26 protein-coding genes are annotated in these 26,227 nt (G+C 71.5%); 13 read left to right on the top strand and 13 right to left on the bottom strand.

Features of this window, described 5'->3' with window-relative positions:
- Nucleotides 1–111: 111 nt before the first annotated feature.
- From PV721_RS22205 to PV721_RS22230, 6 genes are all read left to right on the top strand, one after another.
- Complete coding sequence (locus PV721_RS22205; protein WP_319727113.1) at nt 112–1,236, top strand: mechanosensitive ion channel family protein; 1,125 nt, start codon at nt 112–114, stop codon at nt 1,234–1,236.
- 144 nt (nt 1,237–1,380) lie between these two features.
- A complete protein-coding gene (locus PV721_RS22210) occupies nt 1,381–3,108 on the top strand; it encodes a thiamine pyrophosphate-dependent enzyme (protein ID WP_319727114.1) in 1,728 nt (575 codons plus the stop codon).
- A 248-nt stretch (nt 3,109–3,356) separates the two neighbouring features.
- Entirely contained in the window at nt 3,357–3,725 is a 369-nt protein-coding gene (locus PV721_RS22215; protein ID WP_319727115.1) for a PRC-barrel domain-containing protein, read from the top strand.
- Between the two features lie 115 nt (nt 3,726–3,840).
- Nucleotides 3,841–4,545: a VanZ family protein gene (locus PV721_RS22220; RefSeq protein WP_319727116.1), complete on the top strand. Its 705-nt coding sequence runs from the start codon at nt 3,841–3,843 to the stop codon at nt 4,543–4,545.
- A 68-nt stretch (nt 4,546–4,613) separates the two neighbouring features.
- Nucleotides 4,614–5,288 (top strand): response regulator transcription factor, encoded by a 675-nt coding sequence (locus PV721_RS22225; protein WP_319727117.1) that lies wholly within the window; start codon nt 4,614–4,616, stop codon nt 5,286–5,288.
- On the top strand, nt 5,281–6,375 hold the full coding sequence (locus PV721_RS22230) for a HAMP domain-containing sensor histidine kinase (RefSeq protein ID WP_319727118.1): 1,095 nt from the start codon (nt 5,281–5,283) through the stop codon (nt 6,373–6,375). The genes PV721_RS22225 and PV721_RS22230 overlap by 8 nt, the downstream gene beginning before the upstream one ends.
- On the opposite strand, the gene PV721_RS22235 is transcribed toward PV721_RS22230, so the two are convergent.
- A complete protein-coding gene (locus PV721_RS22235; RefSeq protein WP_319727120.1) occupies nt 6,372–6,953 on the bottom strand; it encodes a DUF2231 domain-containing protein in 582 nt (193 codons plus the stop codon). The genes PV721_RS22230 and PV721_RS22235 overlap by 4 nt on opposite strands.
- Before the next feature lie 278 nt (nt 6,954–7,231).
- Between PV721_RS22235 and PV721_RS22240 the strand changes: the two genes are divergently transcribed.
- On the top strand, nt 7,232–7,621 hold the full coding sequence (locus tag PV721_RS22240; RefSeq protein ID WP_319727121.1) for a hypothetical protein: 390 nt from the start codon (nt 7,232–7,234) through the stop codon (nt 7,619–7,621).
- A gap of 48 nt (nt 7,622–7,669) precedes the next feature.
- On the opposite strand, the gene PV721_RS22245 is transcribed toward PV721_RS22240, so the two are convergent.
- From PV721_RS22245 to PV721_RS22265, 5 genes are all read right to left on the bottom strand, one after another.
- On the bottom strand, nt 7,670–8,092 hold the full coding sequence (locus tag PV721_RS22245) for a CBS domain-containing protein (protein WP_319727123.1): 423 nt from the start codon (nt 8,090–8,092) through the stop codon (nt 7,670–7,672).
- Nucleotides 8,093–8,189: 97 nt separating this feature from the next.
- Nucleotides 8,190–9,494, bottom strand: coding sequence for a cytochrome P450 (locus PV721_RS22250; protein ID WP_319727126.1), 1,305 nt, complete (start codon nt 9,492–9,494; stop codon nt 8,190–8,192).
- 78 nt (nt 9,495–9,572) lie between these two features.
- Nucleotides 9,573–9,980: an actin depolymerization factor/cofilin-like domain-containing protein gene (locus PV721_RS22255; protein ID WP_319727127.1), complete on the bottom strand. Its 408-nt coding sequence runs from the start codon at nt 9,978–9,980 to the stop codon at nt 9,573–9,575.
- 387 nt (nt 9,981–10,367) lie between these two features.
- Nucleotides 10,368–11,210, bottom strand: a complete 843-nt coding sequence (locus tag PV721_RS22260) for an oxygenase MpaB family protein (RefSeq protein ID WP_319727128.1) — start codon at nt 11,208–11,210, stop codon at nt 10,368–10,370.
- Nucleotides 11,211–11,364: 154 nt separating this feature from the next.
- On the bottom strand, nt 11,365–11,805 hold the full coding sequence (locus PV721_RS22265; protein WP_319727129.1) for a nuclear transport factor 2 family protein: 441 nt from the start codon (nt 11,803–11,805) through the stop codon (nt 11,365–11,367).
- A 119-nt stretch (nt 11,806–11,924) separates the two neighbouring features.
- Here PV721_RS22265 and PV721_RS22270 point away from each other — a divergent pair, with 119 nt between their 5' ends.
- Entirely contained in the window at nt 11,925–12,497 is a 573-nt protein-coding gene (locus PV721_RS22270; RefSeq protein WP_319727130.1) for a helix-turn-helix domain-containing protein, read from the top strand.
- A gap of 40 nt (nt 12,498–12,537) precedes the next feature.
- Here PV721_RS22270 and PV721_RS22275 read toward each other — a convergent pair whose 3' ends face one another.
- From PV721_RS22275 to PV721_RS22290, 4 genes are all read right to left on the bottom strand, one after another.
- Nucleotides 12,538–13,236, bottom strand: a complete 699-nt coding sequence (locus PV721_RS22275) for an MBL fold metallo-hydrolase (RefSeq protein ID WP_319727131.1) — start codon at nt 13,234–13,236, stop codon at nt 12,538–12,540.
- 300 nt (nt 13,237–13,536) lie between these two features.
- On the bottom strand, nt 13,537–15,000 hold the full coding sequence (locus tag PV721_RS22280) for an MFS transporter (RefSeq protein WP_319727132.1): 1,464 nt from the start codon (nt 14,998–15,000) through the stop codon (nt 13,537–13,539).
- Between the two features lie 130 nt (nt 15,001–15,130).
- Nucleotides 15,131–15,502, bottom strand: a complete 372-nt coding sequence (locus tag PV721_RS22285; protein WP_319727134.1) for a hypothetical protein — start codon at nt 15,500–15,502, stop codon at nt 15,131–15,133.
- 80 nt (nt 15,503–15,582) lie between these two features.
- A complete protein-coding gene (locus PV721_RS22290; RefSeq protein WP_319727135.1) occupies nt 15,583–16,935 on the bottom strand; it encodes an acyltransferase in 1,353 nt (450 codons plus the stop codon).
- A gap of 298 nt (nt 16,936–17,233) precedes the next feature.
- Between PV721_RS22290 and PV721_RS22295 the strand changes: the two genes are divergently transcribed.
- A complete protein-coding gene (locus tag PV721_RS22295) occupies nt 17,234–17,557 on the top strand; it encodes a hypothetical protein (protein ID WP_319727136.1) in 324 nt (107 codons plus the stop codon).
- Nucleotides 17,558–17,579: 22 nt separating this feature from the next.
- Here PV721_RS22295 and PV721_RS22300 read toward each other — a convergent pair whose 3' ends face one another.
- A complete protein-coding gene (locus tag PV721_RS22300; RefSeq protein WP_319727137.1) occupies nt 17,580–18,665 on the bottom strand; it encodes a helix-turn-helix domain-containing protein in 1,086 nt (361 codons plus the stop codon).
- 98 nt (nt 18,666–18,763) lie between these two features.
- On the opposite strand from PV721_RS22300, the gene PV721_RS22305 reads away from it, so the two are divergent.
- Complete coding sequence (locus PV721_RS22305; RefSeq protein ID WP_319727139.1) at nt 18,764–20,029, top strand: MFS transporter; 1,266 nt, start codon at nt 18,764–18,766, stop codon at nt 20,027–20,029.
- Nucleotides 20,030–20,151: 122 nt separating this feature from the next.
- Here PV721_RS22305 and PV721_RS22310 read toward each other — a convergent pair whose 3' ends face one another.
- On the bottom strand, nt 20,152–20,694 hold the full coding sequence (locus PV721_RS22310) for an MOSC domain-containing protein (RefSeq protein ID WP_319727141.1): 543 nt from the start codon (nt 20,692–20,694) through the stop codon (nt 20,152–20,154).
- A gap of 192 nt (nt 20,695–20,886) precedes the next feature.
- Between PV721_RS22310 and PV721_RS22315 the strand changes: the two genes are divergently transcribed.
- From PV721_RS22315 to PV721_RS22325, 3 genes are all read left to right on the top strand, one after another.
- Nucleotides 20,887–21,495 (top strand): hypothetical protein, encoded by a 609-nt coding sequence (locus PV721_RS22315; RefSeq protein ID WP_319727143.1) that lies wholly within the window; start codon nt 20,887–20,889, stop codon nt 21,493–21,495.
- 141 nt (nt 21,496–21,636) lie between these two features.
- The gene (locus tag PV721_RS22320) at nt 21,637–22,143 is read left to right on the top strand and encodes an NUDIX hydrolase (RefSeq protein ID WP_319727144.1); all 507 of its coding nucleotides are present in this window, start codon (nt 21,637–21,639) and stop codon (nt 22,141–22,143) included.
- Between the two features lie 1,362 nt (nt 22,144–23,505).
- Nucleotides 23,506–23,949 (top strand): hypothetical protein, encoded by a 444-nt coding sequence (locus PV721_RS22325; protein WP_319727145.1) that lies wholly within the window; start codon nt 23,506–23,508, stop codon nt 23,947–23,949.
- A 319-nt stretch (nt 23,950–24,268) separates the two neighbouring features.
- On the opposite strand, the gene PV721_RS22330 is transcribed toward PV721_RS22325, so the two are convergent.
- Nucleotides 24,269–25,777, bottom strand: coding sequence for a DUF4246 domain-containing protein (locus PV721_RS22330; protein WP_319727146.1), 1,509 nt, complete (start codon nt 25,775–25,777; stop codon nt 24,269–24,271).
- Between the last annotated feature and the right edge of the window lie 450 nt (nt 25,778–26,227).

The raw sequence follows: 26,227 nt of genomic DNA on the forward strand, positions 1-26,227 counted from the left end.
CCCACCCCCAGGGCCCCGCGCCGCACCCGCCGGTCTTCGTCCTCCTGTGTCAGCTCCCTCCTACGGGGCAGGGGCGTGAACGTCCATGTCACCTACATCCGTTGAGGAGATATGAACAGCGCTCTTCGTGTGCTGTCCGTCCTGGGCGGCTCGATCCTGCTCACCTTCGCGGCCGGATGGGTCTTCGACCTGCTGTTGCGCCGAGCCGACGCCCGCCACCCCGAAACGCCCCTGTGGAACCTGCTGCGCCGGTGCCGCCGCGCCCTGCAGATCGTTCTGCTCGCCGCGCTGCTCAGGGGCGCCTACCGGCAGATCGCATGGCCACCGCTGCAGGACCACGCGGCCGCGGTGGGCCGGGTCCTCTCGCTTACCCTGATCGGCGCGGGAGCCTGGCTGACGGTGGCCGTGGCCTCCGCCGTCGTCGAGTCGGGGTACGCCCGCTACGCCACTGCCACCCGCGACCCGGCCCGGCTGCGCCGAGTCCGCACCCAGGTGACCCTGATCATGCGGGTCGTCACGGTCGTCGTGGCCCTCGTCGCGGTCGCCGCGATGCTCGTCACCTTCCCGAGCTTCCGCGCGCTCGGCACCTCCGTGCTCGCTTCCGCCGGAATCATCGGAATCGTGGCCGGCGTCGCCGCCCAGTCCACCCTCGGAAACCTGTTCGCCGGCTTCCAGATCGCCTTCGGCGACATGGTCCGCATCGGCGACACCGTCGTGGTGGCGGGCGAGTGGGGGGTGGTCGAGGACATCACCCTCACCTTCCTCGCCGTACGCACCTGGGACGAACGCCGCATCACCATGCCCGTCTCGTACTTCACCACCCGCCCCTTCGAGAACTGGTCGCGCGGCGGTGTACAGATGACCGGCACCGTCTTCCTCCACTGCGACCACCGCGTGCCCGTGGACCTCATGCGGGACAAGACCGAAGAGATCCTGCACAACTGCAAGGAGTGGGACGGCCGCGGCTGGGACCTCGCCGTCACCGAGACGACGCCCTCCACCGTCGTCCTGCGGGTCATCGTCACGGCCAAGGACGCCGACGACCTGTGGACGGCGCGCTGTGCCGTTCGGGAGCAACTGGTCGCCTGGCTCGCGGAGAAGCACCCGGACGCCCTGCCGCGCGTCCTTCTGGACCCGGCACCCGGACCTGCAGGCGGACCGGACGCCGCCGCCGGAGCCGAGGGCCGCCGCACGGCTCAGCCGGAGGCGACCATCACCTCGCGGAAACCCGGGTGAACGGCGCGCCGGCGGCCGCGGCCGTACCCGTACCGCCCTGGCCGGACGGCCGCTCGCATCGCCGCCCGAAAGCTGGGCAGCCGACCGGTACGCGGCCGATCCCGACCGCTTCACCCGCTGAACCGGCAAACGAAGGGCACTCCTGTGGCACGCACCGTCGCCCACGTCATCGTCGACGCACTCGAGGAACTGGGCGTCCAGCACGTCTTCGGCGTCGTCGGCGACGCCTTGAACCCGCTGACCGACGCCATCCGCACCTCCGTCGGCCTGAACTGGGTCGGCTGCCGGCACGAGGAGGCCGCGGCCTTCGCAGCCTCGGCGCAGTCCCAGCTCTCCGGGACCCTCGGTGTGTGCATGGGCACGGTGGGACCCGGCTCCGTGCACCTGCTCAACGGCCTCTACGACGCCGCCAAGAGCCGTACCCCCGTCCTCGCGATCTGCGGCCAGGTCCCCCTCGCAGAGATCGGCAGCGACTACTTCCAGGAGGTCGACAACGACCTGCTCTTCCGCGACGTCGCCGTCCACCGGGCCACCGTCACCTCGCCGGCCCAGATGCCGCGCCTGCTGGAATCCGCCGTACGCGCCGCCGTGACCCGGGGCGGAGTGGCCGTCCTCACCGTCCCCGGCGACCTGGGCGATCAGGAAGTGGGCGACGACCGGCCCACGCGGTTCGCCCTCGACCGCGCCGTCACCCGGCCCGACGACCCGGCCCTCGCCCGGGCGGCCGAGCTGCTGAACGCCGGCTCCCGCGTGACCCTGCTCGTCGGCCAGGGCGCCCGCGCGTCCCGTACCGAGGTCCTGCGGACCGCCGAGCTGCTGGCGGCGCCCATGGTGCTCACGCTGAAGGCGAAGGAGGGCTTCGAGGACGACAACGCCTTCCAGGTGGGCCAGACCGGTCTCATCGGCAACCCCGCCGCCGCCCACGCCCTCGACAGCGGGGACGTGCTCCTCATGCTGGGGACCGACTTCCCCTACCGGGAGTGGTACCCGAAGGACGTCAAGGTGATCCAGGTCGATGCCCGCGAGGAGCACCTGGGGCGCCGCACCCCCGTGGACGTGGGTCTGGCAGGCGACGTCGGCGCCACGCTGCGGGCCCTGCTGCCGCTGCTGGAGGCGGCCCCGGACCGCAGCCACCTCGACGACGCCCGGAAGCGCTTCGCCGACTGGCAGGAGGGGCAGCAGCGGCTGGCCGACCCCGCCCACGAGCACCGCTGGACGGGGAAGCTGCGGGCCGCCCTGGACAACCGCGAGCACGCCATCCGCCCCGAGGCGCTGGCCGCGGCGGTGGACGAGTACGCCGCCGAGGACGCCGTGTTCACCTCCGACACGGGGATGGCCACCGTCTGGCTCTCCCGCTTCGTCACCATGCGCGGCGACCGCCGCCTGATCGGCTCGTACAACCTCGGCTCGATGGCCAACGCCATGCCCCAGGCCCTCGGCGCCCAACTGTGGGCCCCCGACCGGCAGATCGTCGCGCTGTGCGGGGACGGGGGGCTGAGCATGCTGCTCGGCGACCTCATGACCATCAGGACGTACCGGCTGCCGGTGAAGCTCGTCGTCTTCGACAACCGCCGCCTGGGCATGGTCAAGCTGGAACAGGAGCAGGCGGGCCTGCCCGAGTTCGGTACGGAACTCGACAACCCCGACTTCGCCGCGGTCGCCACGGCCCTCGGCCTGACGGGGATCCGGGTCACCGACCCGGCCGATCTCCACGAGGGCGTACGCCGGGCCTTCGAGACGCCGGGACCGGTCCTGCTCGACGTGCTCACCAACCCGGAGGAAGTCGCCGTGCCCGGGAAACCGACCCTGGCCCAGGGCTGGGGCTTCGCCGTCGCCAAGGCCAAGGAGCTCCTGCCGGGCCGTGAGGGCTGACGGCCACCGCACGCCGCGCACGCCACCTCACGGCGTGCACGGCGTGCACGCCGCGTACGCCGCGTACGCCGCGTACGCCGCGCCGCGAAGACCTCGCCGGACGTGCAGAACGGGAAAGCCGGGGCATACGCGCTTCCGGAGGCGGAGTTCGAGCGGAACGGGAAATCCGCCGCGCACGACAAACGGAAAGAGAAGGGGCCGGGAAACCTCCCTCGCCGCCCTTTCGTTCACCGGAGGAGTTGTTTCGCGTGACTGAGCATGTGTGGAGTTACAAGTCGACGTCGGGCCATCTGGCCGGTACCGACCTCACCGGCTACAAGGTCGAGGCGGTCGACGGCAGCATCGGCAAGGTCGACAAGCACTCCGACGAGGTCGGTGACGCCTATCTGGTCGTGGACACCGGTGTATGGATCTTCGGCAAGGAAGTGCTCCTGCCGGCCAGCACCGTGATCATGGTCGACCCGGAGCAGCGGGTGATCCACGTGGACCGCACCAAGGAACAGATCAAGGACTCCCCGGAGTTCCACCGGGAGAAGCACCTCGGCGACGCGGACTACCGCGAGCAGCTGGGCATGTACTACGGCATGGGCGGCCCCTTCGGCGGACCGATCGCCTGACACCCGCGAGGAACACGGGGCCCGGACTCGACTCGCCGAGTCCGGGCCCCGTGTATCGCGGGCGTATCGAAAACCGCATACGCCACCGCAACGGCACCCCGTCTCCAATGGCGGCATGAACCACGACCGACCCCTGTTCGCACCCACCCGCCGCACGCGCAGGACCGTGCTCCTCGGCCTGGCGGCACTCGGCACGGCGAGCGCCGCGTACGCCGTGCGAAAACCGCTCATGATGTCCGCTCCGAGGTGCATGGCCGGGCGGTGGCACGGCTGCTTCGACACGTTCAACGGTGTGGTGCTCATGACGTTGGTCGCGCTGCCGCTGGCCGGGCTGGTGGTGTGGGCCCTGGCGCGCCGTCGGCGTGCCGCCGGCGTCGCATCGGCGTGGCGGATGTCGCTGGCCGAGGTGGGCATGGTCCACGGGACGGTGCCGTTCGTGTGGCTGACCATGATGCCGGGCGCCGGGGCCGGCACCGTCCCCGGCCGGATGAGCCTGGTGCCGCTGCGGGACCTGGTCACGATGGGGTCGCTCGGGATCGTCGGCAACCTGCTGGTCTTCGCGTCGCTGGGGTTCTTCGCGCCGATGCGGTGCGCGGCGCTGGCATCCGTGCCGCGGATCCTGGCGCTCGGGGCGGGCTGCTCGGTCCTGGTCGAAACCGCGCAGTACGCCCTGCGGCTGGACCGGGTGTCCTCCGTGGACGACGTACTGGTCAACGCCGCCGGGGCCGCGCTGGCCGCGCTGGCGTCGCGCCGCTGGTGGTGCACCTCGGCGCCAGCGTCGGCGGACCGGCCCCGCCCGGCGCCGGTACCGGCAGGCTGAGTCGCGTGGCCGGTGTGTACACATCTTCGGATACGCCGGCGATATGCCGTGCTGCTTAGGCTTCGGACATGCGCGTACTGATCGTGGAGGACGAGCCCTACCTGGCCGAGGCCGTCCGTGACGGCCTGCGGCTCGAGGCGATCGCCGCCGACATCGCCGGCGACGGCGACTCCGCCCTGGCGCTGCTCAGCGTCAACTCCTACGACCTCGCGGTCCTCGACCGCGACATCCCTGGCCCCTCCGGCGACGAGGTCGCCCGGCGCATCGTCGCCTCCGGCAGCGGCATCCCGATCCTCATGCTCACCGCCGCCGACCGCATCGACGACAAGGCCTCCGGGTTCGAGCTCGGCGCCGACGACTACCTCACCAAACCGTTCGACCTGCGTGAGCTCGTCCTGCGGCTGAGGGCGCTCGACCGCAGACGCGCGCACGCCCGGCCCCCGGTGCGCGAGATCGCGGGCCTGCGGGTCGACCCCTTCCGCCGGGAGGTCTTCCGCGACGGACGCTACGTCGCGCTCACCCGCAAGCAGTTCGCCCTGCTGGAAGTCCTCGTCGCCGCCGAGGGCGGGATCGTCAGCGCAGAAGGACTACTGGAACGGGCCTGGGACGAGAACGCCGACCCCCTCACCAACGCCGTGCGCATCACCGTCTCCGCCCTGCGCAAACGACTCGGCGAACCGTGGATCATCGCCACGGTGCCCGGCGTCGGCTACCGGATCGACACCGGCCGTCCGCATGCGTAGACGCCCGGGGCTCAGCGTCCGTCTCAAACTCACCCTCAGCTACGCCGGATTCCTCGCCGTCGCCGGCGCGCTCCTGCTGGCCGTGGTGTGGGTGTTCCTGCTGCGCTACGTACCCGACAACTCCCAGGGGCTGCTGGGGATCTCGCCCAACCGCTACCTGCTGGTGCGCACCTTCGCCCCCGCCGCGGCCGTGGCCATGGCCTTCCTGCTCGTGTTCGGCCTCGTCGGGGGATGGCTCCTCGCCGGCCGGATGCTCGCACCCCTCACGCAGATCACGGACGCCGCACGCACGGCCGCAGACGGGTCGCTGTCCCATCGCATCCGCATGACGGGCCGCCAGGACGAGTTCCGCGAACTCTCCGACGCGTTCGACTCGATGCTCGGACAACTCGAGTCCCACGTCGCCGAGCAGCAGCGGTTCGCCGCGAACGCCTCCCACGAACTGCGCACCCCGCTGGCGATCTCGCGGACGCTCCTCGACGTCGCCCGCAAGGACCCCACGCGGGACCGGGGCGAACTCATCGAACGCCTGCACGCCGTCAATACGCGGGCGATCGACCTCACCGAGGCCCTCCTGCTGCTCAGCCGCGGCGACCGCGGGAACTTCCGCGCGGAGAGCGTCGACCTCTCCCTCGTCGCCGAAGAGGCCGCCGAAACCCTGCTTCCCCTCGCCGAACAGCGCCGGATCACGCTCGACGTCACCGGCGGGGCGGCCCGGACCAGCGGCTCCGCGGAGCTCCTGCTGCGGATGGTGACGAACCTCCTCCAGAACGCCATCGTCCACAACCTCCCGGCCGGAGGCACCGTGACGGTCCACACCGGGGCGCACGGCGACACGAGCGTGCTGCGGATCGAGAACACGGGCCGTCGGCTCCCGCCCGAACTGGTACCGACCCTCACCGAACCCTTCCAGCGCGGAACCGAACGCGTACGCACCGACGAGCACGCCGGCGTCGGCCTCGGCCTGGCCATCGTGCACAGCATCGTCCGCGCCCACGACGGGACCCTCGACCTCGTCCCCCGCCCCGCCGGCGGTCTCCTCGTCACGGTCCGGCTTCCCGGACCGCCCTCCCAGGGCGACCTTTAGCCTCCGGGCTGAGCTCCGACGGCCTGCCGGTAGGCCACGTGCCCGCCCAGCGCACCTGTGACGGCGACGGCGGCCAGGCCGCCCAGCGACCACAGCCTGCCCTTCGCCGGGCGTCCGCGCAGCCGCGCCGTCAGGGAGACGGTGTAGCAGGCCACTGCGGCCACGTTGAAGGCCGCGTGGGCCAGTCCGACCCGGGCCTGCGCGGGCGGCAGGTCGGCCCAGTCCGCCCAGCCGGCCAGCGCGGCCGGCGCGACCCCGGCCAGCCCGACGCCCGTGAGGGTCGTTGCCGCACGCTGCGTCCCCGGAACCACGTCCAGCACGGCGGCCGACAGCCAGCAGCCGATCGGCACCTGCACCAGGACGGGATGCACCGGGTGTCCCAGTGGCCTGCCACGCAACAGATCCCGCATCCCGCCCAGGGGAAGCGAGCGGATTCCCCGCTGGAGCAGCCTGATCGTCGGATCGGCCACCGTCGTCCGTTCCAGCAGGCTGAGGGTCCTCAGCCAACCTGCCGATGCCGCATCGAGTGCCGAGGCCTGGCCGACTGCCGTCGAGGTACCGGGGGCGTATGAGTTCATACACGACGCCTACCCGGAGGCGCGCCGACATCCCGCCCCGGCCTCGACTGCACCCGAACGGACGGCCTGCCAACGGCGGAGCCCGACCAGGACCGCCGCCCGCAGCAGCGATCGCGTACGGGAACGGTCGGCCGGCACGAGCGCACGGCTCGAGAATCCCGGCGGTCGGCCCGGTGCACGGTCGATTACGGGGTAACCGCGCCACGAGGGCGTACGCATCGCGGTGGGGAGGCTCCCGATGCGCACCGTAGGAGCAGATCGCCGAGGCCGACGCCCCCGTGCCCGTACCCGAGGAGACCGTCGCCAGCGTCGAGGCCGACGTGGCCGAGATCGAGGAGAGCGCACTCATGACCAACGAACCGGCAACCAGTATCGGCACGCCCACCCCCGAGGAGCTGCGCGAGCAGGTCGAGCGCGCCCATGACGGACTCGTGCGGACCGTCACCTCCGATCGCGTACGGGACCGGGCCGCGCGGGCATCCGGGTTCCTCGCCCGGGCCGTGCTTCGGGCGGGCCAGTTGACGGCGGAGAAGACCCCGGACCCGGTTCTCGACAAGGCCGGCCGGGCCGCGAGGGCGGCGCGCGTCAACCGCACGCCTCTGCTCGGCGCGGGCGCGGTGCTCGTCGTGTTCTTCGTGCTGGTGCGGCGCGGCCGCGGACGCCGCTGAAAGCGGCGGACATGGCCTGCGAGCCGGTCAGCTGTCGGGCTCCGCGGCTCAGCTGTCGGGCTCCGCGGCCGAGATCGCCGCGAGAGCCGACCCCGGGTCCTGTTCGACCGCGAGGTCGCCCAGCGTGACGACGCCGACGAGGTCACCGTCCTCGGCCAGCACGGGCAGGCGCCGCAGGGCGTTCCGGCGCATGAGGTCGAGGGCGTGGTCGACCTTGTCGTCGCGCCGGACGGTGACCGGCGCACTGCTGCAGACGGCCTGCACGGTCGTCTCGGCGGGGTCCCGGTTCTCGGCCATGGCACGGACGACCAGGTCCCGGTCGGTCAGGATGCCGCAGAGCCGGCCCCCGTCGACGACGAGCACGTCCCCGATGTCGGCGTCCCGCATCACCCGCGCCGCTTCCGCCAGTGACGTCAGCTTTTCGACGGTCACCGGATTCTTGGTCATCACCTCGTGGACGCCTCGCGTCATGGCTCCTCCGACTGCTGGAAGTGACTCCTGCCGGGCGGCTACCCGCACCGGCGCCGAGTAGGCCTTCGGCAGGTCGCGGGCAACGGCATGGTCCGGCTCACGTCTGGGGCTGGAACCGCCGGGCGCCGTGGCTCCGCGGCGCCTGTGCGACTTCGATGACGAATCCGCTGCGGGGCCGGGTCGGGATCCGGCTCAGCGGGATGGAAAGGTCTTGCTGGGGTACGGCGAAGTCCATACCGGCCAGGGCCGGTGCGAGCGCGGCCAGCAGGGAAACGGTGATGTCCTCGCCGGGGCAGCGGTGGCCGGTGCGTGCGTCGCCTCCGCCCTGCGGGATCAGCGCGTCGCGGCCGGGCTCCTGGCCGAGGAAACGTCCGGGGTCGAAGTGGTAGGGCCGGTCCCACAGGTCCGGGTCGTGGTGGTGCCCGTACACGTCGAGGAGCAGGTGGGTCCCGGCGGGGATCCCGTGACCGGCGAGGGAGAGGTCGTGAGCGGCGACGGCTCCGATGAAGGGCACGAACGGGTAGAAGCGGCGGACCTCGTGGGCGAACGCGCGGGCCTGGACGCGGCCACCGGCACGCAGCTGGTCGCGCACACCGGGATAGCGGTGGAGGGCGTGGGAGGCGAAGACGGCGAACCACGTGATGGCGACGGTGGGGCGGATGATGTTCAACAGCTCGACGGCCGCCGTGTGCGGATCGAGCAGAGTGCCGTCCTCCTCGCGGTGCAGTGCGACCGCCTCCAGGGGGCTCCCGGCCACTGACGCGTGCCGGGACGGGGAGAAGACGCCGTCCGGGTGCGGTCCGAGTCCGCGGAGGTCGGCGACGGCAGCCGCGAGGGCCTGCTCCTGGCGGTGCCGGGCGTGTCGGGCCCGTACGCGACGGGGTCCCGCCGTGGCGAAGCCGTCGATCATGGCGACGCAGTCCTCGGCGACCTCCCGGGCCGCGTCGTCCGGGACCGGCAGACCCACCCAGTCGCAGACCGCCCCCGTGAGCAGCGTGGCCACCTCGTCGAAGAGGACCACTCGGCGCCCTTCCCAGTCCTTCACCGCTTCGCGCCAGCCGCCCTCGACGCTCTCGGTCAGGGTGCTGATGGAGCCCGGAGACATGAGCAGGGAGACGAAGAGCTCCTTGCGCACCCGGTGGGGCGGCCCGTCCATGCTCTGGACCGCTCCCTTGCCGAAAAGGGTGTCGAGCACGTGTGAGGGGAGGGCGCCCTGCCGCTGGACACGGCTCTCGTCGTAGAACAGGGCGACGGCCCCGGGCCCGTGCAGCAGGGCCGCGCGACGGCCGAACAGGTGGGTGGCGACCACGGGCGCACCATGGTGGGCCCGGCGCAGGTCGGGGGCCCACGCGTAGCCGTGGGTGAGCAGGGACAGGGTGCTGTCGGTCAACAGAGCGGACATGATCTGCCCCTACGTGATCGGGGGACCGCGATCAGGAACGATCGCCGGTCCCGGTCCCGGCCCCGGTAGCCGCTCCCGTCAGGCTGCCTGGGATGCGAGCTCGTTGTAGGCCAGGTCGGACACGGTCGTGGCCCGGACGGTGACCTGGATTCCGTCCAGAAGGTCCTGGAGGACGCGATGGGCGGAGGAGTAGGCGAGTTTGTGCGCCGACGGCGCTCCGTCGGGCATCCAGAGGATCATCACGAGGTCGTTCCTGCGGGCTCCGTCCGACGCGGCGTAGTGCAGGTCGTACACGACGAACCTGGGTTCGTCGGCCGGGAGCGACTCCTGCATCTCCTCGTGCGTGAGGTTCCCCTGACTCTCGACGACCACCGTGTCCAAGAGCTCGTTGAGCCGGTAGACGACCGTGTTGATCTCGCGTTTGCTCTTCAGCTCCTGCAAGGCGCTCAGGCAACTGTCGTCCACGGTGGTACTCCGGCTGCTCACGGGCGCTCGTCTCCCTGCGGATCCTGCCGGATCTGTTCCTCGCGGCCGATTCCCGGGCTCTGCCGTTTGGCGGAACGGCCGGCGGCGTGACGCCCACCGGCGTCTTTCGCGCGGCCGGTCACGGCTTCGTCCGCTGCCTGCCGGGCCTCGCGGTCCCCGCTCTCGCCGACGGCTTCCGACGGCGGTGTGGGCACACGGTGACCCCGTTGCTCCGGTCGGCTCATGTCGCGCCTCCTCCATGGCCGGGCCGATCTCTCGATGGCCGGGCCGATTGCTCGCGGTACGCGGTACGGTGCCCGCTCGCGTCAAGTCTCCTCGCTCCGGAACCGAGCCGCATGGTGGCGCCTGCCCGGCCCCCGGGCGGCGAAACCCCGGCGCAGCCGCGCGTCAGGGGGCCGATGCCTCATCGGGCACGGCGGCGGCCCAGGACGGGACGGGCGCCGGAGGCAGGGACCACCGGACCAGCCGGACCGCTGCGCGGGCCACGGGCCGGACCCACCACCGTTCCAGCGGGAATCTCCTGGGGAGCCCCAGCTCCGCCCGGGCCCAGTCCGGCAGCAGTGCGACCGCGCCCGCGGCCAGGGCCGCGTAGGGCGGGCGCAGCGCCCACGGCAGGGGCGGGTGGCGGAGGATGAAGCGGGCCGCCTCGCCGGCTTCGGGGGTGCCGCGCAGCTGCGGCCGATAGCCCTCGATGCGGGCGGCGAGTCCCGCGGCGGTGCGCGGCGGGTCGGTGACACCCAGCGCCGCGCCGACCCGTGCCATGCCCCCCACGTACGCGTCCTGGTCCGGACCGCTCAGCGGGCGGGAGCCGTAGCGCTGGTGGGAGCGGAGGAAGCAGCTCAGCTCGGCGTCGTGCACCCACTCCAGGAGGGTGGGGTCCGTGGCCGCGTACGGCTCGCCTCCCGGAGCCCGCCCGCTGACCGTCCTGTGCACCGCGATGACCCGGTCGACCGCCCGTTGCGCGTCGTCCGCCGTGCCGAAGGTGGTGAACGCGAGGAAGGTGCTGATGCTCTGCAGCCTGCCCCAGGGATCTTCCCGGTACGCGGAGTGCCGGGCCACGGCGGCCATCGCCAGAGGGTGCAGGGACTGCAGCAGCAGGGCGCTGATCCCGCCGACGAAGAGGGCGGCGTCGCCGTGGACCTGCCGGACCGGGTGGTCCGGCCCGAACCAGCGCGGCCCGGGCGTGAGGTGGATGCGGTTCCGGGTGGCCGGGCCCGAGGGCCCGGCCACCCGGAGGAAGAGAGCCTCGCCCAGCCGCGCACGGGCATGTGCACGGGCACCTGCGAAAGTGCGGGCGCCTGTGAAAACTCTCCTCCACCGGCCCATGAGAGCAGTATGCCCACCGGTCGGCCCCGTGGGCACCGGGCCGGCAGCGGCGCTCGTGCTACTTGCCTTCCAGCGCCTCCACCAGCTGAAGGAGGTTGCCGCCGGCCACGATGAGGGCCAGGTGGTCGTGGTAGTCCCTGCTGCTGACGATCAGGCCGTCGCGGACCCGCAGCACCAGTATGTTGGCGGCCTCGAAGGTCCGGCCGGTGACCCGGTGGTGCACCTGGTAGTCGAACTCGGCGACGATCACCTCCGCGTCCTCGGTTTCCCGCACGACCACGTTCGCCGGGGTCAGTTCCACGGGTGAACCCGCGGAGACCTGGGCGAACCGTTCCCTGAGCGCGGCCCGCCCCTCGACCCGGCGCGGCCCGACCGGTTCGAAGACGGTCTCCACCACGGCGTCCTCGGCGTAGAGCTCGGCCAGCTCCGTGTACCGCCCTGCGCCGATGCCCTCGATCAGCTTCTGGAAGACCTCGCGCGGCGACAGCGTTTCGGGCATGACCAACCTCCGGTGCGACCGTGGATAGAATCGGACTAGCGACTCCGTTTTCACGATACGGACTGGAGACTCCGGTTGTCCAGGGTGGCTGCGCCGTCGCCTGCGAAAGGCGGAGAAGGATGGCTGGCGGTCAGGAGCGCCCACTCAGGGCGGACGCGGCACGGAACCGGGCCAGGCTGCTGGAGGTCGCCACGGAGGTGTTCACCACCCGCGGTGTCGGGGTGCCGACCGAGGAGATCGCGCGCACCGCCGGGGTCGGGGTCGGCACCCTCTTCAGGCATTTCCCGACCAAGGAGGCACTGCTGGAGGCGGTGATGGTGCGCAGGCTGGAGGAGATGGCGGCCCGGACCGCGCGGCTGGCCGCCGAGGCCGGGCCCGCCGAGGCCTTCTTCGCCTGCTTCCGCCTGGTGGTGGAGCAGTCCGAGGGCAAGAGCGAGTTCACCCGGGCTCTGGCTGCGGCCGGGGTGGACGTGCACGCGTCCCTGCAGGAGCCGACCGCGGAGATCCAGGCCCGGCTGGCCGATCTGCTGACCGGCGCGCAACGGGCGGGAGCGGTCCGCCCGGAGCTGGGCCTGCCGGAGTTCATCGCCCTCCTGGCCGGCACGAGCAGCGCCTTGGAGCAGCTCGGAGCGGATCCGGCACCCCGGGAGCGGATCTTCGACGTCGTCTTCGACGGGCTGCGGCCACGCTGAACCGGCCCGGCAGCGGTCTGCGTGGGGTCCGGCAGCGGGTCTACGCAGGGTTCCGGAGCGGGGGACGGGACCAGGGCGCGTCGACCTCGTCCGACTGCGGCCGCAGCCCGAGCTCGCGGAGCGGATTGGCGCCGCCGACCCCCAGCTCGGCGCTGCGTTCCGTGTACCGGGCGGTGAACGCCTCCGGCCGGACCTGGCCGCTCTGGGCGGTCAGCCCGAGCGCCGCCGGCTGCAGGGCCGTGGCCTGTTCCAGCAGCCCGTCCAGGTACGACACCGCCTCGGCGCTTCGGTGGTCGGTGTCGACCATCGCACCGCAGGGCCCGTTGCCCTCGTCGGACAGGTGAAGGACGCCGCAGTCCCGGAGGTGCACGATCACATGCCCGGCGGTGTGACCCTGCCTGCGCAGCACGCGCACCGCGCCCTCGGCGAAGGTCCAGCCGGTGCCTCGCAGCGAGCCGATCCGGATCCGTTCCAGGGGTCGCTCCTCGTAGGTCCGGGTCGTCGCGCCGAAGGGCCGCATCGGCTGGAAGAGCGACACCACTTTGCGGATGGTCGGCGCGGGCGGAGAGGGCAGTGGCGCCACCCCGGCGATGCGCTCGAAGGACCGCACCCAGTAGGCCACAGCGTCCCGCATCTGGTCGAGGTCGGGGGCGGGGACGTAGTGCTCGGCCGGCACACCCAGCTCGTCGGCCAGGTCGTTGTTGCCGACGTGGTCGACATGGCCGTGGGTGGTCAGCACCAGGGCCGGGGACCAGGCCCGACCCGGTCGGCCGCTCCCGCAGCGCCGCGCGGAAGACCGTCGTAACGCCGGTGTCGACCAGCACCAGGGTGTCGCCGGCCCGGTGTACGAGGGCATTGCCGACGTCGGGCTGATCATGCTCGACGTCCAGCCCCTGCCCGAGGAGCAGGACGGTTCTGTCGTCGATCTCGATCAGTTCACCGAGCGCGGTCATGGACCCTCCCGCGGGCGCTGTCGACCAGTCTCCTGCGGACGAGACGAGCGTACGAGCACGAGGCGCGCTGTCCTCGGGAAGCGCCGTCAGCAGCGACGGGTCTGGTACGGCACCGGGCCGGGTACCGGTGCGGACGGGTTCGGGCACCGGCTCACGGCGACGAGGAAGGTCGCCGCGATTCCGCCCGCCACGACGAACAGTGTGGTGCGGATCCCGTAGGCGCCGGCGATCCGGAGCGGTTCTCCGGAGAGGCCGTCGAGGCCGGCGGCCGACACCAGGACGAGGCCGGCGAGGCCGACGGCCGCACCCGCGCCCGAGCCGGTGGAGGCGATGCCCGAGGCGACGCCCTGGTCCCGGTCGGGGATCCCGGTGCCGGCGGCGATGAACATGGCGGTGAAGACCACGCCGTCGCCGATGCCGAGCGCCACGAGGCCAGGAACGAGTTCGATGTACGTGCCGTTCGGCGAGACCGCGAGGCCGAGTGCGACCGCGCCGACCGCGCCGACGGCGAGGGCCACGGCCAGCGTGCGCCTCAGACCGAACCGCGTGACGAGCCGTCCCGCGACGGTCGAACCCGCCACCACCACCGCCGTCGGGACGAGGAAGCCGGCGCCGGTCTGCAAGGCGTCGTAGCCCAGGACCTCCTGGAAGTAGAGGGACAGGAAGTAGAGCACCGAGCCGAAGGTCGCCATGAACATGAAGGCGATGACGACGCCGGTGATCAGGTTGGGGTGGGAGAGCAGCCGGGGCGGCATGAGCGGATCGGAGCTGCGCCGCTCGATGACCACGAAGGCCCCGATCAGCACGAGGCCGGCCACCGCGCTCACCAGGATGCCCGGCGAAAGCCAGCCCGATCCGGGGCCCTGCACGAGGGCGAACACGATGAGGGTGACACCGAAGGAAACGCTGAGCGCACCGGGCAGGTCGAACGTGCGGCCCCGCTCTCGTCCACCGTCCCGGGGGATCACCACGAACGCCAGCAGCAGCGCGGGTCCGGCCAGGACGACGTTGACGAAGAAGACGGCTTCCCAGCCGAACACCTGCGTAAGAAGTCCGCCGAGCAGCACACCGATGACGAGTCCTGCCGCCCCCGACCCTCCCCAGATCCCCAAGGCGCGGTTGCGGGCACGGCCTTCGACGAAGGCGGTGTTGATGATGGCCAGGGTGGTGGGGAAGACCAGGGCGCCACCGAGACCTTGGACCGCGCGAGCGGCGAGGAGTACCCCCGGTCCGGTCGCGAGGCCCCCCGCGAACGCCGCCCCGGCGTAGAGCGCGAGGCCGGTGACCAGGATGCGACGTCGTCCGAGCAGGTCCGCGGCACGCCCGCCGAACAGCAGGAACCCGGCCGAGGTCACCGCGTAGGCGCTGATGACCGACTGGAGCGTCTGCGCCGAATAGCCGAGGTCGGCGGCGATGTCGGGAAGTGCCACGACCACGATGTACTGGTCGAGCGAAACGATCAGCATGGCGAACGACAGCAGCACCAGCGTCGCCGTCCCACGGTTCCAGCCGAGGTCCCCGGGCGCGGGGGAAGTCCCTACGGGTCCCACGGCAGCACCCCTGATGATCGGTCACGTCTGCGCTGGCGGACTGCTGGCAAACCCTATACAGCCGGACCTCACCCACCCGTCAACGACCCACGGGACACCGTCCGCCCGGGATTCCCCCGGACTCCGCCGGTCAGACGATCTCGCCGGAGCAGGACGCGTGGGCACCGCAGGCGTAGCAGCTGTACCGCATGCATCCGGTGCACAGCCCGATGTTCTCCAGCCGGTACCGGTCCCCGCAGCTGTCGCACGAGGCCCGCTCCCGCAGCATGGCCTCCCAGCCGTCGCCGCTGCCGATGGAGGCGTAGGAAGCGGCGACGAACTCCGCCCCCGGGCTGTCGTGATCGGCCCGGTGCCTGAGGTGCCAGGAGTACACCGCGAAGAAGGCCTTGCCGGTCAGGAGCTGGTCCCGTGCGCGGCCGTCGCGGATCCACTGGCGGACGAGGCCCCGGATCCGCTCCTCGAACGGCAGCCTGCAGTCGAGGATCAGGTGGTTGCTGTTCACCGCCGCATTATGCGGCCGCGGCCGCCCTCGCGGACAGGCTCCCGCGCGGCCGCCGCGAGCTCGCTACGGGTCCGGCCCGATCAGTTCCGGGACGTACCGGACAGGACCGTGGCGGCCTCGGCAGGGGCCGCAGGGGTGACGGGCGCCGTGGGGACGCTCCGTGGCCAGCGGCGCTCCGCCGTCTTCTGCACCCGCCGGCCGAGGCGCTGCATCGGCATCTCGACCAGGCGGTACATCAGGTAGCTGACGGCCAGGACGACGCCGAGGAAGATCGCCGTCCATGCGAACCGGCCCAGCGTCGAGGAAGGCTGCGGCGGAACGCCCACCAGCGGTTCGACGGTGCGCAGCAGCGGGATGTGCAGCAGGTACACCGAGAAGCTGATCGCGCCGAGCCAGGTCAGAGCCTTCGGGAAGCGGCGCCCCCGTAGGAGGAAGCCGATGCCGAAGAGCACCCACGCGGCGAGGTACGCGATCGACCAGGCCTTCCAGCCCGCGGACCAGGTCCGCTCCAGGGCCTCGCCGTGGTTGTACAGCCAGCCGACCAGGACACCCGCGACGACGACGAATCCGCAGGAGAGCAGGGCCGGGACCCGGGCGAGCTGTCCGTGCTGCGCCCGGTACACGACGGTACCGGCGAACATCGTCGCGAAGATCATCCAGGTTTCGAAGGCGGGGGCCCGGCCGTTCAGCGTGACCAGGACCAGGCCGACACCGGCGAGCAGCAGGGCGCCCGTCCCCGTCAGCATGCGCTTGCCGCTGAGCACGCAGGCGAGGCCCACGAGCACGAGCGGCGTCACGATCAGCAGGAGCTGCCGGGTCGAGCCGATCTCCGCGCTCAGGAGCTGGGTGCCGACGGCCGTACCGATCGCCAGGGCGACGCCGGCCAGAGTCACCGCGATCGGCGCGCTGTGCCGGTGCAGACCACGGGTGAACAGGGCGGTGACGAAGAAGTAGAAGACCATCTCGTAGCAGAGCGTCCAGGTGACGTTCATGCCGTTGATGACGCCGAGCAGGTCCTGGAGCATCAGGCCGTTCGCGACCAGCGAGGCCGGGTCGTCGCCGGTGCGCAGCAGCGCGACAGAGCCGTCCCCGTCCGGCAGCATCATGATCGAGAGGACGAAGGCGGCGATCAGGGCCGGGTAGATCCGGAAGATCCGGCCGATCCAGAAGCCGCGTACGTCGCCCCTTCGCTCCAGCGAGGCCGGGATGATGTAGCCGCTGACGATGAAGAAGAGCATGACGCCGAACAGGCCCATGTCGAAGTTGCGCCAGATCATGCCCCCGAAGGGCAGCATCCTCAGCACGTCGAAGTGGTGCAGTGCCACGATGAGAGCGGCGATGCCGCGCAGCGCGTCCAGCCAGCCGAGCCGGGCACCGGGTGCGGCGGCCGGGGCGGCGGCCGTGCGCTGGGTGAGGGGGGGTATGAACTTCACGCAGGGACGATATCCGAACCTCGGAGTCCGCTTGTCGTCGCGGCCCGGCCGGGCCCGGCGGCGAGACCCCGGCCGGGCGAGGCCGGGCTGCGCGGCGGGCCCCTGCCCCGGTGCCTGCCGGCCCGGTCGCACCCGGGGAGGGCCGGGGAGACGATGAAACGGCGGCATCAGCCCTTCGCTCCCGGCTCGCGACTCCCGGCTCGCGACGTCCGGCTCGCGACTCCCGGCTCGCGACGGCGGCTCACGACGGGCTCGCGACTTCCCGATTCGTCCCGGTAAGGAAGGCCAGGAAAGACTCATGAACCGGCGCACACGCCTTCTCCTCGTCACCCCCCTCGCGGCCGCCTCGCTCGTCGCCGCCCCCACCGCCCTCGCTGTGGCCCCCTCGGCCGCGCCGGCTGCCGTACCGGCCGCGACCTGTTCGGTTTCGGGCGTGCTCGGCAACGGGAAGGTGCACCTCTCCGGAGGTGGCTTCACTCCGGGCCCGGCCTACGTGTACGGGTCGGCCGGCTTCGGCGGGACCGTCGAGATCTCCGAGAACGGCGGCTTCCAGATCATGAACGTGGCGCCCGGCCAGTACAGCGTCCGGCAGGGCGGCGAACTGACCCAGTGCAGCATCTGACGCCCGTCTCCGGCCGAGACACTCAGCGCAGTACCGCCGCCAGCAGGTCGGTGCCCAGCGCCGTCAGATCGGGAAGGTTCAGCGTGTAACGGACGTACCGTCCGTGCCGCCGGGCCGTGAGCAGGCCCGCGCGGCGCAGGGCGGCCAGGTGGCGGGAGACCTCCGGGGGCGAGAGCTCCCAGGTGTGGGCCAGCTCACCGGTGGTGTGCGGACCGCGGGCCAGGGTGCGCAGCAGCCGCAGCCGTACCGGATGGGCGAGCGCCTCCAGCCGAAGCGTGACCGTCTCGAGCGACACCGGCTCTGACGGACCCGGCTCGGCCACCGGGTACTGCACCACCGGCTGCCATCCGGGCGCGTGGACCGCGACCAGGTGCGGGCGGCCGAAGACACTGGGGATGAAGGTCACCCCGGCGCCGTGGGCTGCGGTCGTCTTGTCCTGCAGTTTGTCCACGATGATGCAGTCGCCGTCCGGCGCCAGGGCGACCGCACCGGACACCGATGCGAGCGCCGCCCCGATGCCCTGGCGCTTCAGCAGGTCGTTCTTCCGTCGCAGGTCGGTGGCGAGCTGCACGGCGACGCCCGCCCAGGCGGCGTCGAAGAAGGCCTCGGCACACTGTTCGAGGGTGTGGCGCACCCGAGCCCGTACGGCGGACGGGGCCGCGAGCAGCCGTTCCGCGAACGCCTCTTGCCGCGCGCCGCGGGCCTGGGCCAGGTCCAGGGCCCGCTCGCGGGCAGTCGCGTCGGTGAGCGGCGAGGACGCGGCGAGGTGGACGCGGTTGCTGCCGCACGTGGTGACGAGCGCCGCGGTCACGTACGTCTCGTCGTCGATCCGGTCCACCTCGTCCAGCTCCTCCGCGAGGGTCGGCCGAGGTCGCGCGGGGATCAGGAAGTCGGCCTGGGAGGAACGCCAGAGGAACTCGGCCTCCCGCAACCGCTCGGCCAGCTCCGGCCGCAGCCCCGCCCAGACCTCCCCGGCCCAGTCGGCGAACTGCGGATGATGCCCCGGTTCGGCCAGCACGTGCAGCATCGCAGTCAGCTCGGCCAGCGGGGAGGCGGCGAACCGCAGTCGCTCGGACGGCAGGCCGCTGATGTCGATCCTCAAGGTCACCCCTCATCATCACCGACCGCACGGCCTGCGACGGCGCCGGTTGACGATGTCCGTCAACCCGCGGAGCCGGCCCGGCGGCCGAACGCACCGTTGACGCCATGACCACTACCAAGATCCGGCCCCGCGCCCTCGTCCGCGCCTGCGGAGGCCCCCGCTACGCCGTCGCCCTGACCGTGGACGCGCTCGGCACCGGCCTGCTCCGTCCCTTCCTGCTGCTCTACGGGGTCACCGTGCTCAGGCTGTCCGCGCCGGCCACCGGCATCGCCATGACGGTCGGCGTCGTCGTGGGCCTGGGGTGCATGCCCGCGGTGGGCCGATGGCTGGACCGCGGCGCACGCAGCACGGTCGTCGCGGCGTCCATGCTGGTGCGGGTGGTGGGCGTGGCGCTGCTGCTGGCCACTCCGGCGGGGGACGTCTGGATGTTCGGGACGGCGGCGCTCTTCCTCAGCACCGGCAACCAGGCGTGGCCCGCCGCCCACGCGGCTCTCGTGGCCACGATCGCCCACGGTCGGGAACGCGACACCGCTCTCGCGGGAGGCCGCGCCCTGCGCAACGCCGGCATGGGCGCGGGCGCGCTCCTCGCCACCGCATGCCTGGCGGGCGGCACCGGCGCACTGCAGGCGCTGGCGGCCGTCACGGGGCTCGCCTACCTCACCGCGGCCGTTCTGGCGTGGTCGGTCCACCTGCGCGCCCATCCGGACGCAACCTCAGCCGAGGACGGGGACGCCGGACCCGCACCCCGGATGCGCGCGCTGCTCGCCGCCAACGTGTTCTACGCCTTCTGCCTCAACGTCCCCGAAATCGCGCTCCCCCTGGTCCTGGTGACACAACTGCACGCATCCCCGGTGTGGTCGGCAGCCATCTTCGTGGCCAACACGGTGCTGGTGGTCGCCCTTCAGGTTCCGGTCACCGTCCTGATGTCCCGCTTCTCCCGGCGGACCGTGCTGGCCCTCGCCGGTGTGGTACTCGCGGCGTCCTACCTCGGTCTCCTCGCGGCCACCTCACTGGGACACGGCTGGGGCGCCCCGGCTGTCGCCACGGTGTCCGTGGTCTGCACCCTCGGCGAGATCATCTATGCCGGCAGCGCCACGGCGCTCGTCACCGTCCTCGCCCCGGCCCACGTCCTGGGGCGCACTCTCGCCCGCTTCGAGCTCTCCACGGGCCTCGGCCTCGCCGTCTCCCCGGCGGTCATCACCGCTCTGGCCCCCCACGGCCCGGCCGCCCTCTGGGGCACCCTCGCCAGTGCAACGCTCCTCTCGGCCGGCGCCGTTGCCGCCGAAAGGGACCGGCCCGGTGAAGCGCGAAGCCGCACGGCAGAGCAGTGCAGGGTGCGAACAGCGCCCCACGGGCTCACCCAGGAGTGATGCTGGGGCCGGGCGCCCCCTCGGCCGTCCCGGGCGGGGGACGGGGACGACCCCGTGAGCATCGATCGTGCAGCTCTCGCGGCGGACGCGCCGGCCCGCCCGATGGGGAGCACCGAGCGCCGTCAGACCCGCTCCAGGGGCCGGTGCGGCCCACTGGGAAGCTCCGCTTTGATCGTGTCGCCCGGGCGCACCGTGCCGCCCTCCTTCACGATGGTCATGATTCCGGCCTTGCGCACGATGTTCCCGGCCCGGTCGCGGCCGACGACCTGCTTCAGCAGTCCGTCCTGGAAGTTGTCTATCTGCAGGCACGGATTGCGCAGGCCCGTCACCTCCAGCACTGCACCCTCGCCGATGTGCAACAGCGTGCCGACCGGCAGGCCGAGCAGATCGATCCCGCGGGTGGTGATGTTCTCGCCGAGGTCACCCGGCACCACCTCGAATCCCTCTGCACCGACCTCGGCGAAGAGCTCTTCGTGGATGAGGTGAACCTGGCGCAGATTCGGCTGGGTGGGGTCCTGCGCGACGCGCGACCGGTGCTTCACCGTCACCCCGGCATGCACGTCGCCCTCCACGCCGAGGCCGGGGAGCAGCGTGATGCTGTCCCGGTTCGGCTTGGTGAACGCGTACTCGCTGTTGCTGCTGACTGCCGTCACTACTCCGTACATCTCGGAGCCCCCTTCTCAGTGGCCGTGGTCAGCTACGACCCTAACCCTCGGGCCTCTGGGCACGGCCGCCACGGTCGAGCGCCGGCGGGGCTGAGCCGGGACAGGGCGGGAACGGGCGTACGAAGCTACTCAGGCGTGTTTGAGTACACCTGCTCATGATCCGCGCACCGGCCGCTCCCTACCCTGACCTGCATGGACACGAACCCGACCCCCACCGACACCCCGACTGCGGACACGCCGCGGTGGTTCAACGGCTGCGCGATCGCCGTCGTCGTCCTCATTGCCCTGGTCGGTCTGGGAGCTTGGGCACTGGCCGAGTTCGAGAAGGGCTTCGACGGCTACGGCCAGCTGGAACAGAGCGGCCCTTCCGGATACGTGGCGGACCCCCTCGGCCCCGGCGCGACCGCCCGCTACGAGGACGGCCTGAAGATAAACGTCAGCCGACCGCGCGCAGAGCCCGACGGCACCTACAGCCTCACCGTGACCTACGAGAACGACACCGACGAAAAGCTCCGCCCCGGCGGGGAGTCGTCCGACGCCAGCGTGTCGGATTCAGGCTCCGCACCCCTGGTCGTCCGTGCGGGCAAGTCGCTCGACGACTACGCCTCCGGGTACGGCCTGACCTGGCTGAACTGGCGGGAGTCCGCCGCCGCCCTCATGCCACCCCTGAGCACGGACAAGAAGCGCACCGTTCCTGTCCGCATCAAGCCGAGCAGGAAGGGAATCCCGGTCACCGTGGAAGTGGCCCCGCCGAGCGCAGGCTTCCGGGAAACGGCGTACTTCCAGCTCACTCTGGACTGACTGACTGACTGACTGACTGACTGACCGACCGACCGACGGGCCGGACGGGGACGGCGGCCCCTTACGGATCGGGGTGTTCCAGGCGTCGCCCCCGGCCAACGCGCCGGGACGGTGATCAGACACGCCACTCCATTGAGGCCCATGGCAACAGACCAGCATCCGGATGTCGCCGTCAGCAGCGGCGTCGAGATACCCGTCCCCGCAGAGGGCGAACTGTGGGCCGTGGGCGCGGTGATTCTCGACCGGCACGGCCGGGCCTTCGCCCAGAAGCGCAGCCCGGACCGACGCCTCTTCCCGGACTGCTGGGACATCGTGGGCGGACACGTCGAGCCCGGCGAGACCCTGCTGGACACGCTCGCGCGGGAGATCCTCGAAGAGACGGGCTGGCGCCTGCGCCGGGTACGCCGCCTGCTCGGCATCACCACGTGGACCGGCGACGACGGTCACGGGGTACGGCACGAGGCCGACTACCTCGTCGAAGTCGACGGCGACCTGGACCACCCCGCCTTGGAATCGTCCAAGCACCCCACGTACGACTGGTTCGGCCCCGAAGACCTGCCCCGCCTCAAGGAGAACCGCTCTCCGGGGGAGTTCCTCATCCACGACCTGATCGTCGCAGCCCTGCAAGGGCGCCCGGCCACCCCCTAGCGGTCAAGGGCGGCTCCTCCGTCGAGGACGCGCAACGCAGTGCGCGCCGCCTCTCCGCCGTCCGTCCGCGCCAGCGCCTCCAGGGCCCGCCGGTCGTCATGCGAGCACGCTGCACGCAGCTCGCGGGTGAGGTCGAAGCGAGCTCCTGGACGACCCGGTCCGCGATCGTGACCGCGTCCGCCACGGCCGCCGGGTCAGCGGCGATTTCCGGCCCGAGCAGGAACAGTCCTCCGTCGTTGGCTCCGTGGACCAGCGAGAGCGCGACCAGCTCCCAACGGGCTGCGCTGTTTTCCGGGTTCCGTGCCAGTCGCCCGGTGACGTACCTGTACAGGTCGAGGACCGTCGCTCGGTCACTCGACCAGCAACGCCGGAACGCGTCGTCACGCGGCAGTGCTTGCAGCGCTGCCACGGCGGCCTTCAGGACAAGTGCCATGCGAGCGGCGAAGTGGGGGTGGCCTTCCCGGCCAGCAGCTCGAACACGCGGTCCGTTGCTGGCGAGCGTTCGTGGGCCGTCCGGGACGGCCGCTCTACCTGCCCGAACCGCACCTGCCGGGCCACGACATCTGGGACGACCGGCTCCTGATAGAACGAGCAATCGGCGCTCTCGACAGGCGAGCGGCCCGGGAAATCGCGTCGGCTGTCAAAGAAGCGGACGCCGACTTCCTGACACGCACCCTGCCCGCCCCCAACGCCCCACCCGCCTGGCCATGGTGGCGCCGCAGATGCCGCGACCTGGGCGACATCGTGCTCGTCCCTCACAACTGCGTGATCGGCCGAACGCGCCAGGCCAGGGCGCTGGGCATTCTTACCGCATGGGTGGGGTCTTGCGAGCTGAGCCGGTGTGGATGGAGACGTTCACGGGCTTGGGCATCGCGTTGGCCAGATGCTGAGGAACACAGAGAAGTCGCGCAAGTTGCGCAACGGGAACCAGTGTGTCCCTGTTCGTACGCTTCTGCGCATGTGCCAGCGTAAGGCGGTGCGGAATGCAGAAACCCCCTCGGCCTACGCCGTCGTAGTGCAGACGCGCGAACGGCACGTACGGGACCCTTGAACCTCAGCCAGGGTGCCGGACGACATCTTTTTCGGCGTGTACGCGAAGGAGTACGGCGCGGCCGCGCCGGCGGAAGGGGTCCTGGTACGGACGCACGGTCGGGTGGGCCCCGCCCGGTCGCCGGGTCTGCCTGCGTCACGCTGGTTGTGATGCGCCGGCCACGAGCTCCGCCGACAATGGTGGAACCAGGGCTGTGAAGGTCAGCCCACCCATCCGAGGGTGGACCCATGAACCGCAGACTATGTCTGGCTCTCCTGACACCACCGCTCGCCGCGTCGCTCGCACTTGGCACGGCCGCCGGCGCTCACGGAATGAGTGAAAGGGCTCCCGAGACCGCCACCGTCGTCCCGACGGCGGTTTGCGCGGTGGTGCGGAACACCGATGCCGCAGGTGCAGCCACCTTCTCGCTCATGGGCGAGGGGTTCAAGGAGGGGCAGAAGGTTTCGTTCATCGGACCGAGCAACGCCGGAAGTGGCCTCATCGTGGACGCCGACGGCGCTTTTGTCGTGCCCATCACCAAGGAGGGCCAGTACCACATCTCGGTGGACGACGGTGAGAGCACCGTCAAGTGCGCCAAGGCCAAGAGCCAGCAGTCTCAGAAGGACGAGGAGAGGGCCAAGGGCTACGCCGACGGCTACAAGGCGACCAAGGCCAACTGCCAGGCCAAGCAGCCGCAGGGAATCGCACCCCGCACCGAGACCTACAACAAGGCCTGGAATGACGGAGCCGCCGAGGCGGCCCGCCAGTTCTGCTGAGGAGGCGACCCGGCCCGGCGCCGCTCACTCCAGGTGGTGCGTCCAGCGGTAGGCCCGCCAGCGTTCCATGATTCCGAGCATCTCGTGCGGGAGGAACGCGAAGAAGGCCGGGATCTCCGCGATCCGCGCCCCGCCGGGGTGTCGGTGCCGGGGCCGGCAGCGCTCTCCAGCAGCGTCTTCTCCCGCAGGGTCAGGACCCGGTCCCGGCGGTGAAGGCGTCGTGCCAGAGCTCGTTGTCCATGACCTACCGGTCGCGCCGGGAGCCCGGCCCGCGCTCGCGGCGCGCAACCACACCTGACTGGGCCCCCGCACCCGCGGTTCAGTGCTCGCAGAGCGAGAACTCCCTTTCGTAGAGCTGCTCGTTGTGTTCGTCGACGAAGAACTTCCTTTCCTTCATGAGTTCCTCGCGGTACGTCCTGGCCTGCTCGAGTGTCATGGTCGATGTGTCGGACCAGGGCTGCTGCGGCGGTACGTCGGAGGTCGAGACGATCTGCTCCGCCGGGTCGACCAGGAAGAACGCGAGGATCTTGCGGTGTCCCGGGCGGGTGGGGTCCGCGAGGCGGAAGGCGTCCACGCGGTGCTGCAGGACGTTGGGGAACGCCAGGCAGCGGCCCGCCGGGGTCGGTACCGAGCCCAGCACCTGGTTCAGCGCGTCTTCGTCCTGAAGGCCATAGACCTCGCGCAGCCCGGCGTCGTCGTTCTGTTCGTAGTGCGGGTCGTCGAGTGCGGCCCGGAATCCCAGCCGGCTCTCGGTGATGTTCTCGCTGTCCCAGTAGTAGATGCCGGTCGAGACGATCCGCTCGTTCAGCATGCCCTCGACGTGCCAGGAGCCGCCGGGGTATTCGGGCTTGTCCGGGGTGAGGTGAACGGTGGCGAGCTTGACGATGACCTGGAGCCGGCGGCCGCGCAGGTCGACCCGGGCGGAGGCGTCGGGCAGTGCAGGCGGGCTGAAGGCCGGGGCGTCCGGGACGATCGGGCGGCGGTTCTCCCACCAGGCCTCGTAGGCCTCTTCCCAGGCTGCGCGGGCATCCATGTAGGTCGCGTTGTCACTGTAGGACGACTGGCGCGGATACTCCGGTTCCGAGTCGTACCAGCCGTAGGGATCGGCCTCGATCCGCAGGGGCCGGGAGTGCCGCAGATCGGTGAGCACGTTCTCGAACAGCGGGCGCAGGCGCGCGAACACGTCCGGCAGGACGGACGCCAGTGCACGATGCGCCTCGGGGTGGACGTTGTTGACGTACGAGCGGAAGGTGACGGCCCCGTCGTCACTGACGTCGACGTCCGTGGGCAGCCACTGGAACCTCTCCGAGAACTCGTACTTCGAGTAGTGGTTCGTCGGGTTCTGCCAGGCCCGCTCGGGACCTCCGCTCACCTCCCTCACCAGGCAGAACAGTGAGGGGTGCACGAGATCCAACACCTGGCCGCCGGATCCGGGATGCCAGTCCCGCTCCGCTTCGGGGACCTCTTCCAGGACCCGGACCGCCTCCCGCAATCGGGACCTGAGCTGCTCGTCGACGAGGGTGTCCGAATGCCAGACCCCGTCGACCGCGGACACCTCGATGCCGGTGCGCGCGTCCCGCAACTCGGCGTAATGCCCCAGCTCGGCGAGAACGTAGCGCACCTGCGCTTCGGTCAGGCCCTGCGCCACAGCTTCCCGCGTCCACCTGGCGACGATGTCGGCGTCGTTCATCTTGTCGAACCACGCGGGCTTGGCGCGCAGGTGCGAGCTGCACTGCATCATCTGCAGCTCCCGCAGCGTGCGGGGCGTCGCGAACGCCGGGGAACGGGAGGTCTGGAAAGGCAGCGGGAAGGCGGACAGGCCGGTCACTTCTGGTGGTCCTCACGATCGGTTTGCGGTGCCCGGAAGAATAGCCCGGCCCACTGACACCACAGCCGCGGCCCCCGAGCTGAAACGACCTTCGCGGTCGCCCCCGCCCCGGTGCCGGACACCGTGGGATGTCCGGCCCCCGGGACCGCGCGGGCGAGGCGTTGGTGCCGCTGAGGCAAGAGTGGACCCAGCAGGCGGCAGCCACCAGGCTCTCCAAGCACGCACGGGTCTCGGGCCGGCCCCGGCCCGGCCTTTCAGGCCCCCGGCCCGGGTTGACCCACAGCCCTTCGGCGGGGATGGCCGCCAGGCGATGCGCAGCAGACGGGCCACCCGGATGGACTGCGCCGACTCGCGCCGGGCGGGCGCTCGCGACGACCAGGGGGCTGTCCGCGTTGATGCCTGCACGTTCGGCGAGGAACTGTGGTTCCACCTCCCGCCCCCTTCCCACCC

The organism is Streptomyces sp. MB09-01, from assembly GCF_033794505.1.
In the GTDB taxonomy this organism is placed as follows: Bacteria; Actinomycetota; Actinomycetes; order Streptomycetales; family Streptomycetaceae; genus Streptomyces.